General features: G+C 63.2%; 10 protein-coding genes. 7 read left to right on the forward strand and 3 right to left on the reverse strand.

The window, feature by feature from the left end; genetic code table 11:
* Positions 1-66 precede the first annotated feature (66 nt).
* The 3 genes from ACFOKF_RS03060 (at position 67) to ACFOKF_RS03070 (ending at position 4,255) form a co-directional block, all read left to right on the forward strand.
* Entirely contained in the window at positions 67-606 is a 540-nt protein-coding gene (locus ACFOKF_RS03060; RefSeq protein WP_380793032.1) for a biliverdin-producing heme oxygenase, read from the forward strand.
* Positions 599-3,166 (forward strand): HWE histidine kinase domain-containing protein, encoded by a 2,568-nt coding sequence (locus ACFOKF_RS03065; RefSeq protein WP_380793035.1) that lies wholly within the window; start codon positions 599-601, stop codon positions 3,164-3,166. The genes ACFOKF_RS03060 and ACFOKF_RS03065 overlap by 8 nt, the downstream gene beginning before the upstream one ends.
* 279 nt (positions 3,167-3,445) lie before the next feature.
* Positions 3,446-4,255, forward strand: coding sequence for a DODA-type extradiol aromatic ring-opening family dioxygenase (locus tag ACFOKF_RS03070; RefSeq protein WP_380793038.1), 810 nt, complete (start codon positions 3,446-3,448; stop codon positions 4,253-4,255).
* A 27-nt stretch (positions 4,256-4,282) separates the two neighbouring features.
* Here ACFOKF_RS03070 and ACFOKF_RS03075 read toward each other — a convergent pair whose 3' ends face one another.
* From ACFOKF_RS03075 to ACFOKF_RS03085, 3 genes are all read right to left on the reverse strand, one after another.
* The gene (locus ACFOKF_RS03075) at positions 4,283-4,846 is read right to left on the reverse strand and encodes a (2Fe-2S)-binding protein (RefSeq protein ID WP_380793041.1); all 564 of its coding nucleotides are present in this window, start codon (positions 4,844-4,846) and stop codon (positions 4,283-4,285) included.
* Positions 4,843-5,319 carry a DUF2721 domain-containing protein gene (locus ACFOKF_RS03080; RefSeq protein WP_380797624.1) on the reverse strand — a complete coding sequence of 159 codons (477 nt, stop codon included), beginning with the start codon at positions 5,317-5,319 and terminating at the stop codon, positions 4,843-4,845. The genes ACFOKF_RS03075 and ACFOKF_RS03080 overlap by 4 nt, the downstream gene beginning before the upstream one ends.
* Positions 5,320-5,463: 144 nt before the next feature.
* The gene (locus ACFOKF_RS03085; RefSeq protein ID WP_380793044.1) at positions 5,464-6,675 is read right to left on the reverse strand and encodes an LL-diaminopimelate aminotransferase; all 1,212 of its coding nucleotides are present in this window, start codon (positions 6,673-6,675) and stop codon (positions 5,464-5,466) included.
* 143 nt (positions 6,676-6,818) lie between these two features.
* Here ACFOKF_RS03085 and ACFOKF_RS03090 point away from each other — a divergent pair, with 143 nt between their 5' ends.
* From ACFOKF_RS03090 to ACFOKF_RS03105, 4 genes are all read left to right on the forward strand, one after another.
* The gene (locus tag ACFOKF_RS03090) at positions 6,819-8,558 is read left to right on the forward strand and encodes a PHA/PHB synthase family protein (protein ID WP_380797625.1); all 1,740 of its coding nucleotides are present in this window, start codon (positions 6,819-6,821) and stop codon (positions 8,556-8,558) included.
* Between the two features lie 140 nt (positions 8,559-8,698).
* Entirely contained in the window at positions 8,699-9,598 is a 900-nt protein-coding gene (locus tag ACFOKF_RS03095; RefSeq protein WP_380793047.1) for a phasin family protein, read from the forward strand.
* Positions 9,599-9,717: 119 nt separating this feature from the next.
* On the forward strand, positions 9,718-10,128 hold the full coding sequence (clpS, locus tag ACFOKF_RS03100; protein ID WP_380797627.1) for an ATP-dependent Clp protease adapter ClpS: 411 nt from the start codon (positions 9,718-9,720) through the stop codon (positions 10,126-10,128).
* A 112-nt stretch (positions 10,129-10,240) separates the two neighbouring features.
* Positions 10,241-10,852 carry a hypothetical protein gene (locus ACFOKF_RS03105; protein ID WP_380793050.1) on the forward strand — a complete coding sequence of 204 codons (612 nt, stop codon included), beginning with the start codon at positions 10,241-10,243 and terminating at the stop codon, positions 10,850-10,852.
* Positions 10,853-10,949 lie beyond the last annotated feature (97 nt).

The following is a 10,949-nucleotide window of genomic DNA, read 5'->3' on the forward strand; positions in this document are numbered from 1 at the left end:
CCCGACTTCCGCAGAAAGCTAATCCAGATCAAAGCATTCTGCGTGCATACCCCATAGGACTGCCGAGTGATGAAAACTCCCGATGCTGGCCGCACGCGGCAGGCCCTGCGCGCCGCGACGATGGACAGCCATCGCCGCGTCGATGATGCATTCGGCGATTTTTCGCTCGAGTCGCGTGACGATTATCGCTCTTTTCTGACCGCCCATGGCCGTGCGCTCGCCGCGATGGAACCCGTTGCGCGTCCGGCACGTTCTCGCCTGCCGTTGCTGGCGCAGGATCTGGCGGCGTTGGGGGATAGCATGCCGGAACCATTGCCGATGCGGCAGGATATGAAGGAAGGGGGGCGCTGGGGGCTGCTCTATACGCTGGAAGGGTCGCGGCTTGGCGGCGCGATGCTGTCCCGCCAGGTCGGTGAAGGCCTGCCCCGCGCCTATCTCTCCGCCGTGCATGACAAGGGTGAATGGATAGCCTTCCAGCGCGCGCTTGACGGCGCAGCGGCGGAAGGCGGCGAGGGCTGGCTGGAGGACGCCGTGCAGGGCGCTCTGGCCGCCTTCGCCCTGTTCGCCACGGCGGCGCAGGAACAGCGGGCGATGCGGCATGGCTGACGGCAGCGATCTGACCGCCACCGATTTCGCGGTCGACCTCACCAATTGCGATCGGGAACCGATCCATGTGCTGGGCAAGGTCCAGTCCTTCGGCTTCCTGATGGCGCTCACGGCCGACTGGCTGGTGTCGCGCGTGTCGGCCAACAGCGCCGATTTCATCGGTCGCACGCCGCAGGAGATGTTGGGCCAGCCCGTCAGCGCCATCTTCACCGCCGACGCCATCCACACGCTGCGCAACCGCATCACCCTGCTGCGCGGTCCCGATTCGGTCGAACGCGTCTTCTCGCTCGCCCTGATGGAGGGCGGCCCCGCCTTCGACGTGGCGGTTCATTTCTCCGGCCCGCTCGTGGTGATAGAGGCCGAACTCGCCAGCCATGATGAGATGGAGGCGAGCAGCACCGTTCGCTCCATGGTCGCGCGTCTGGCGCAGGCCGACGGCATGACCGCCTTCCTGCGCGATGGCGCGCGGCAGGTGCGGGCCTTGACCGGTTTCGACCGGGTGATGGTCTATCGCTTTGCCGACGGCGGCGATGGCGAAGTGGTGGCCGAAGCGCTGAAGCCCGGCGTCGACAGCTTCCTTGGCCTCCATTACCCCGCGTCGGACATTCCGGCGCAGGCGCGCGCCCTCTATCTGCGCAACATCTTCCGCATCATCGCCGACATCGGGGCCGACCCCGTGCCCGTTGTCCCCGCGCTCGATCCCACCGGCGCGGCGCTCGACATGTCGCTGTGCCTGACCCGCGCCGTTTCGCCGATCCATGTCGAATATCTGCGCAACATGGGCGTGGGCGCCTCGCTCTCCATTTCGATCATCGTCGAAGGCAAGCTCTGGGGCCTGTTCGCCTGCCATCATTACAGCCCGCGCCTGCCCACCTTTGCCCAGCGCAGCGCCGCCGAACTGTTCGGCCAGATTTTCTCGATGATGCTTGAAAGCCGCGAGCGCGCCGAAACCGCCAGCTATGAAGGCAAGGCGCGGCAGGTGGCCGACCGGCTGCTGTCCGCCGTCGCGCAGGATCATGATCTGCTGTCCAACGCGCGCTGGCTGGGCGACATCATTTTCGACACCATCCCGGCCGATGGCGTCGGCGTCTATATTGACGGACAGATGACCTTTTCGGGGCTGGTCCCCGATGAAGCGGCCTTTTCCGCCATTGTCACAATGCTGAACCGCGTCGCCGCCAGCCAGATTTACACGACCGACAGTCTGACGAAGGTGCTGCCCGAAGCGGCCGTCTATGCCGATCGCGCGTCGGGCATCCTGGCCATTCCGCTGTCGCGCCGTCCGCGCGACTATGTCGTGCTGTTCCGCGCCGAACAACTGCGCTCGGTCCGCTGGGCGGGCAAGCCGGAAAAGGAAATCGAATATGGGCCAAACGGCCCCCGCCTGACCCCGCGCAAGAGCTTCGAAATATGGTCGCAACTGGTGCAGGGCGTGGCTCTGCCCTTTACCCCGGCCGAACTGCGCGTGGCTGAAGCGCTGCGCACCGCACTGCTGGAAGTGATCCTGCGCCTCTCCGATTCTGCCGATGCGGAACGGCAGCGCGCGCATGAAAAGCAGGAATTGCTGATCGCGGAACTCAATCATCGCGTCCGCAACATCCTTTCGCTGATCCGCGGCCTCCTGTCGCAGACCCGCGACAGCGCCCGCTCGGTCGAGGAGTTTATCGGCACGCTGGAAAGTCGCGTCCATGCGCTGGCCCGCGCGCATGATCAGATTACCGCCGACCGCTGGAGCCCTGCGCGCCTCCATGACCTCATAGAGGTGGAGGCGGGCGCTTATCTGGGCGAACGCAGCGATCGGGTGCGGCTGACCGGCCCCAATGTGTTGCTGACGCCTGGCTGCTTTACTGTGCTGGCGCTGGTGATCCATGAAATGCTGACCAACGCCGCCAAATATGGCGCGCTGTCGGACAATGGATCGGTGACAATCGACTGGCGCGTGGATGAAGATGGCAGCCTGCTGCTCGACTGGACCGAAATCGGCGGCCCGCCGGTGGTGGCCCCCACGCGCCGGGGGTTCGGATCGACCGTGATCGAACGCTCCATCCCCTATGATCTGGGCGGCCAGGCCGAAATCAACTACAGGCTTGCGGGGATCGAAGCGCATTTCTGCATCCCTTCGCGCCATGTCGTATCCGTCCTTTCCGACAGCGCCGGTCGCGATCGCGCCAAGCCGGCCGCGCCCGTCACCCCCGGTCTGCTGCGGGGACGCAACGTCCTGCTGGTCGAAGATAATATGATCATCGCCATGGATGGCGAAGATGCGTTGCGCGATCTGGGGGCGGAGGTGCTGACGGCCGCCAGCGTCGGCCGCGCGCGCGAAGCGATCGCCATTCAGCCGGTGGACCTTGCCGTGCTGGACTTCAACCTTGGCCATGAAACCAGCCTGCCGGTCGCGGACCTGCTGGCCGAACGCGGCATCCCCTTCCTCTTCGCCACCGGCTATGGCGACGGACTGGAACTGCCCGAGCGGTTCGAGGATGTGACGCTGGTCAAGAAGCCCTATTCGGGCGCCACCCTGGCCCAGGCGCTCGCGCCGGTGATCGACGCAGCGGGCTGATCGCAGGGCGGACGGCGAAACGAACAGTTTCCACTTGCCCGATTGCGGGATGGCCGCCGCATGCCGATGTAGCGGTCATGCACGACGTATCTCTGCCTGTCCTATCCGGCGCGCCAATGGCAATATCGACGGCTATGGCACGCCCCGCTTCTTGTCGCCCTTGCACTCTCGGCAGTAGCGCTTTGCCTTTCCGATAGGATCAAGGGCGCGTAACAAAATGTCCAGTTCGGCGGGAAAAGTGCGAAGTTAAGCCCGCCATCGCCCTGTATCGAGAGCATCATGAAACAGCCGACTTTCTTCCTTCCTCATGGCGGCGGCCCCTGCTTCTTCATGGACCCGTCCGATCCTGATCGGCCGCACAGCGACCCGATGTGGCGCCCGATGCAGGATTATCTGGCGGCGCTGATCGCCGGTCTGCCGGAACGGCCGCGCGCCATCCTGCTGGTCTCGGGCCATTGGGAGGAGGCGGATTTCACCGTCCATACTGGTGAAAAACCGCCGCTCCTTTTCGACTATTATGGCTTTCCGCCGCACACTTATGACCTGCGCTGGGATGCGCCGGGCGCGCCCGATCTCGCGCGTCGCGCCGCCGGCTTGCTGCGCGATGCCGGCTTCCCCACGGGGGAGGAGGCTGCGCGCGGCTGGGATCATGGCGTCTTCATCCCGATGAAGGTGGCGTTGCCTGATGCCGATATTCCGCTGGCCCAGATTTCACTGCGCCGCGATCTCGACCCGGCCGATCATATCGCGGCGGGCCGGGCGCTCGCCCCACTGCGCGATGAAGGCGTGCTGATCGTCGGATCGGGCATGAGTTTCCACAATCTGCGCGTGCGCGGGCCGCAGGCGATCGCCCCGTCGACCGCCTGGGACTATGCCCTGACCGCCGCCGTCACCGATCCCGATCCGCAGGCTCGCGCCACCCGCGTCGCCGCCTGGGATGCGCTGCCCCACGCCCATTTCGCCCATCCGCGCGAGGAGCATCTGCTGCCGCTGATGGTGGCGCTGGGCGCGGGCGGCGATGACGCGGCGACCTGCACCCACCGCAGCAGCGTGCTGGGCTGGACCGTATCGGGCTATCGCTTCGGCTGAGGCCATCCGAAGGAACGGGCAGGCGCGTCAGTCGGCTGGCTTGTCCGTCCGGGAAGAAGAACGCCCCAAGGCCGGCACCGCCTTCGCCGCCTCTTCCGGCGCAATGCCGGGCGGCGGCGCGGCGGCGGTCTGTTCCTCGCCGCGCATGATGCGCCCGGCCCGCTTGATCGCCCCGCGCAGCCGGGGATAGATGCCGCAGCGGCAGATATTGGTGATCGCCGCGTCAATATCCTCATCGGACGGATCATTGGTCCGGCGCAGCAGCACCGACGCGGCCATGATCATGCCGGGAATGCAGTATCCGCATTGGGACACATTGTCGGCGGCGAACGCCTGTTGCAGCGGATGGCCGCGATCGGGCGACAGCGCCTCGATCGTGGTAACGAACCGCCCCTCGGTCTTGCCGATCGTCACCTGGCAGGATCGCACCGCCTCCCCGTCAATGTCCACGGTGCACGCGCCGCAATCGCCCGTGCCACATCCATATTTGGTGCCGGTCAGGTTGGATGCGTCGCGCAGCGCCCATAACAGCGGCGTTTCAGGATCCATGCGATATTGCACCGGCCGGTCGTTGACGGTGAAGCGGGTCATGTCGCCTCTTCCTCGTCGACCTTGTGATAGAGAACTTCGTTGCGAATATGGATGGTGCGCGAGGCGAGCCGGATTTCCTGGATGAAGGTGCCAAAGGCGCCTGCCTGCAACAGCATCGCCAGACTGAACAAGATGGCGATCGGCGTGCCCAAATGGGCGTTGAACAAATTGCCGGCGAACAGCAGGATAACGACCAGGCAGACCGCGCAGGCCGACGCGACCGACAGGAAGATCGCGGCATTGACCACGCTCATGCGCCGGTCGAGCACGCGGATTTCCGCGACCATCCGGTCATGTTCCTTGCCCCGTGTGGACAACACCATCCGTTCGACGTCGCGCGCCCGGTCGATGATGCGGGCCAGACGGCTGACGCACACGTTCAGGAACGCGCCGATGCCCGCCAGCAGGAACACCGGGGCCAGCGCCAGCTGGATCGTCTGCGCGACCTGGCTGACCTGCGGAAGGGGGATCATCAAGCGGCACCTCTCATCGGATGCAGCTATCCTTTATCGCGGAGCGGGGGGCAAGGGGCTGGGCCAAGGATAATGCGTGGCAAAGCGCCACTTTCCCGCGTAAAAACGGGTCGCTCCCACATTGGCGGCAGCGACCTGTTTGAATCAGGCTGCGCCCTTGGTCGATGGCGTATTGACGCCCATCGATTTCAGATATTGCTTGATATTGCGGGCAGCCTGCCGCAGCCGCTGCTCATTCTCGACCATGGCGATGCGCACAAAGCCTTCGCCATCCTCGCCATAGCCCACACCCGGCGCCACCGCGACCTTAGCATGGGTCAGCAATTGCTTCGAGAACTCAAGGCTCCCCATGTCCTTGAGCGCGGGCGGCAGCGGCGCCCAGCAGAACATCGACGCGCGCGCCGCCGGAATGTCCCAACCGGCACGGCCGAAGCTCTCCACCAGCACGTCGCGGCGCTTGTGATAAAGCTCGCGATTCTTCTGCACGATGTCCTGCGGCCCGTTGAGCGCGGCGCAGGCGGCCGCCTGAATCGGCGTGAACGCGCCATAATCCAGATAGGATTTCACCCGCGTCATCGCTGCGATCAGCTTGCGGTTGCCTACCGCAAAGCCCATGCGCCAGCCGGCCATGCTATAGGTCTTGCTGAGCGACGTGAATTCGATAGCCACATCCTTGGCACCCGGCACCTGAAGGATCGACGGCGTCGGGTTGCCGTCATAATAAAGCTCGGAATAGGCAAGGTCGCTTAGCACCCAGACCTTGTTCTCCTTCGCCCAGGCGACAAGGCGCTCGTAGAAAGCAAGGTCCACCGTCTCTGCCGTCGGGTTGGACGGATAATTGACCACCAGGATCGACGGGCGCGGCACGGTGAAGGCCATGGCGCGGTCGAGCGAACGGAAATAATTTTCATCCGGCGTCGTCGGCACCGACCGGATCGTCGCGCCTGCGATGATGAAACCGAACGTATGGATCGGATAGCTGGGATTGGGGGCCAGCACCACGTCGCCCGGCTCGGTGATCGCGGTGGCCAGCGAAGCGAGGCCTTCCTTCGATCCCATCGTTACGACAACTTCGGTTTCCGGGTCGATGTCCACGCCGAAACGGCGGCCATAATAATTGGCCTGCGCCTTGCGAAGCCCCGGAATGCCGCGTGACTGGCTATAGCCATGGGCGCTGGGCTTCTGCGCGACTTCGATCAGTTTCGCGATCACATGGTCGGGCGGCGGCAGGTCGGGATTGCCCATGCCCAGGTCGATAATGTCCTCTCCGCCGGCCCGCGCGGCGGCCCGCATCGCGTTCACTTCGGCGATGACATAGGGCGGCAGGCGCTTCATGCGGTAAAATTCTTCGGACATTATTGGGGCTTTCCTGAAAGCTCGCGGTAGGGAATAGTGCGTGACGCGCCGCTGGCATGTCACAATCTGGCTATAACCGCCTGATAGGGGACATGCCAGCGAAAGCGGCGCAGACCGACAATGCCAGGAGGAGCAAGGTGGCCATGCAGAATAGCGATGTCCTGGAGCCGCACCTGCCGACCCTGGAGGATATGCAGCAATGGACGCAGGTGATCGGCCGCGCCCAGCAATTGATGCTGGAGCAGGCGGCCGGCGCCACCGGGCAGGTTCTGCCCTTTGATCCTGCCATCGTGGCGCGCATCCAGACCGGCTTTGCAGACGAAGGGCTGGCGCTCTGGCAGCGTTTTCTCGATTCGGGCGGTCTGCTGCGGAACCAGCCGGAACCGGCCCCCGTGGACAGTCCGGCCGCGCGCAAGGACCGGCGCTTTGCCGATCCGGCCTGGACCGATCATCCCTTTTACGACCTGATCCGGCAAAGCTATCTGTTGCTGTCCGATTATATGATGAAGATGGCCGACGCCGTCGACGGCGTGGACCCGAAGCAGAAGGCCAAGCTGCGCTTTGCGACGACCGGCCTGCTCGATGCGATCGCGCCCAGCAATTTCCCGCTCACCAATCCGCAGGTGGTGCAGAAGACGATCGAGAGCGGCGGCGAGAATCTGGTCAAGGGCCTCAAGCATATGCTGGCCGATATGGAGAAGGGCCAGCTTACCCATACCGACGGCACGCAGTTCGAACTGGGGCGCAACATCGCCTCCACGCCCGGCAAGGTGATCCATGAAACGCCGCTTTATCAGCTGATCCATTATGCGCCGTCGACCGAGACGGTGCTGGAAACGCCGCTGATCATCTTCCCGCCCTGGATCAACCGTTTCTACATTCTCGATCTCTCGCCCGAAAAAAGCTTCGTCAAATGGGCGGTGGATCAGGGAATCAGCGTTTTCCTCGTGTCGTGGAAATCGGCCGATGCCTCGATGAAGGACATGGCCTGGGACGATTATATCCTTAGTGGTCAGATCGACGCGATCGATACGGTGCGCGATCTGCTGAAGGTGAAGAGCGTCCACACGATCGGCTATTGCGTCGCGGGGACGACGCTGGCGGCGACGCTGGCCCTGCTGGCGGGGCGCGGCGAGGCGGATAAGGTGGCCAGCGCGACCTTCTTCACCGCACAGGTCGATTTCAGCCAGGCCGGCGACCTCACCCTGTTCGTCGATGACGAGCAGATGAAGATGGTGGAGCAGCTGTCGTCCAAGGGGTTCCTCGACGGGCGCTACATGGCCGCGACCTTCAATCTGCTGCGCGGGCGCGACCTGATCTGGAACTATGTCGTCAACAATTATCTGCTGGGCATGGACTATCCGCCCTTCGACCTGCTCTACTGGAATGGCGATACCACCAATTTGCCGGCGCGCTGGCACCGGGATTATCTGACGCAGCTCTACCGTGACAATCTGCTGGTGGTGCCGGGCGCCATCAGCGTGGCCGGCACGCCGATCGATCTGCGGCTGGTAAAGACGCCCGCCTATGTGCAGGCCGGTCGGGAAGACCATATCGCGCCGCTGGAGAGTGTGTGGAAGCTGACGGAAAATCTTTCCGGGCCGATCCGGTTCCTGCTGGCGGGGTCGGGGCATATCGCCGGCGTGATCAACCCGCCGGCCGCGATGAAATATCAATATTGGGCCTGTGACGCAGCGCAACCGACTCTGGACGCTTTCCTTGCCGCCGCGAAGGAGACGAAGGGCAGCTGGTGGCCGGACTGGCGTGGATGGATCGAGGGACTCGATTCGAAATCCGTCCCGGCAAAGGGCGCGCGCGTGCCCGGGAAAGGACGGCTCAAGGCGATAGAGGAGGCGCCGGGGCGCTATGTGAAGGCGCGCTAAATCCCTGATTTACAGTGTTTGCGGTCCATCGCTTTGTTCGTGTGGCGGGCGGCAGGTGTCGGTTTTGTTGCACTGCACAATAAGCCTTGCAATAACTCCGCAAAACCCATATTGTGCAGTGCAACAAACGGAGGATGGTCATGGCCGATACCCCGAAGACCCCGAGGAGCAAGCCGCGCAGCAAGGCCAGCGCGTCGACCTTGTCGGCGAGCGAGGCGCTGAAGGCGGCGGAAGCTGCGATCGGGAGTGCGCCTGCAAAACCCAAGCCTGTAGCGAAGAAAGTTGCGGTGGCGAGCGTCAAGCCGATCGACACCAACCCCCAAGCCGATGAGGTGAAGCCGATCGACACCAATCCTCAGTCCAGCGTCAAGCCGATTGATACCAATCCGCAAGCCGATGAGGTGAAGCCGATCGATACTAATCCGCAATCGACGCCCGAACCGGAACCTGTTCCGGAACAGGAGCCGGTTGAAGAGCCTTCCGATCCCGATCCGGAGCCTGAAATTACAGAGAGCCTTTCTGAAAAGGCCGAATCTTTCGCGACCACGCCGCTGCCCGCCACAGAAGGAACCAAGATCATGAACGACGTCATCGAAACCGGAAAGAAGTTTGCCGAGGAAACCAAGGCCAAGTTCGAAACCGCCTATGCCGACTTCAACGAGAAGACGAAGGCCAATGTCGAAAAGTCGACCAAGGCGATCGAAGAACTGAGCGACCTTGCCAAGGGCAATGTCGAAGCGCTGGTCGAATCCGGCAAGATCGCTGCCAAGGGCATCGAAACGCTGGGCCAGGAAGCGGTCGACTATAGCAAGAAGAGCTTCGAAAAGGCGACGGCGTCGATCAAGAGCTTCTCGACCGTGAAGACGCCGACTGAATTCTTCCAGTTGCAGAGCCAACTGCTGTCGAGCAGCTTCGATGAGTTCACCAAGGAAGCAGCCAAGAGCAGCGAAGCGCTGATGAAGCTGGCGGGCGATGTCGCCCAGCCGCTGAGCGCGCGCGTCACGCTGGTCACTGACAAGGTGAAGTCGCTGGCCGCCTGAGGGCGTTCGCGACCAAGAGGTCAAAGCATGAAGGGCGTCCCTTTTTTGGAAAGGGGACGCCTTTTTTGTCACGGAATTTCCGACGGCTGGGCGACCCGTTGCACCCTCGCCCCCTTGCCATGCGCGGACAAATCGCCATATTCCTTGCCATCATGAACAGTGTCACCACCGCATCGGCGTGGTCCGTCAGCATGGCGGGCCGGGATCAGGACGACCAGGGCGATGGCCCGGGCGGACCCAATGTAGGCATCGCCACTCGGACCCGCACGCGCACCAAGAAGCCGTCGCTCTACAAAGTGCTGATGCTCAACGACGATTATACGCCGATGGAGTTCGTCGTCCATGTGCTGCAAAGCTTCTTTCGCATGGACATGGAGGAAGCGACCCGTGTGATGCTGCACGTTCATCAGCGTGGCGTTGGGGTGTGCGGCATTTTCAGCTATGAAGTGGCTGAAACGAAGGTCAATCAGGTGATGGATTTCGCCCGCCAGAACCAGCATCCGTTACAATGCACGCTGGAAAAGGCCTGACGCCGGCGCGGATGTAGCGCTTATATTTCAATAAATTACATCGTTGAAATATAAGGTTTTTTAGAAACATTCCGCATGATGGCCCCACTAACATGAAGTGGGGACTTCAAGCATGACAAGCATATCCAGTTATACCATGGCGATGCCGCCAGCGCAGCGGCAGTCGCCGCGCATGTCGATGGACGGCAAAATCGACGCAGCTGTCGAAGCGGGATCGATCTCGCAGGTTGATGGCGACGCACTTGAAACGGCGCTCGATTCGATCGACAGCGCGCTTTCCGCCTCGGTCAGCGATGGCAGTTCGCGGCTCGATCCTTCGGGCATGAAGGATCGGATCGACTCGCTGATCGACGAACAGGTGTCGGCCGGAACCCTGACGGAGGATCAGGCGGCCCAGCTTCAGAGCCTTTTCGCCCAGGGGCCGGGCAATATATCAGCCGGCGACAGCGCCGACAGCGGTATGAGCATAGACGGGCCGGGCGGCGTCGGCGCGTCTGGCGCTATGCGGGGGGCGCCTCCCGGACCGCCGCCGTCGGCCGACGGCAGCGAGGATGACGACAGTTCGATCAGCGCCACCGACACGACGAGCGTGACCGATCAGCTGGATTCGATGATCGCCTTTCTTGAAAATCTACGATCCAGCATGACGCAGTCGCTCTACGGCAGCGCCGCGAGCAGCGCCGACAGCAGCAATAGCGGGCTGGTGGTCGACAGCCTGGCCTGAACCCTTTCGTCACCTGGGGACTGGTGACGGAACCGGCGGAAGGTCTGTCCCTCCGTCGGTCTTTTCGTTCCGCCTTTCCATGACCGGCTGGCCATCC

Source organism: Sphingobium rhizovicinum (genome assembly GCF_042647625.1).
GTDB classification, from domain to species: domain Bacteria; phylum Pseudomonadota; class Alphaproteobacteria; order Sphingomonadales; family Sphingomonadaceae; genus Sphingobium; species Sphingobium rhizovicinum.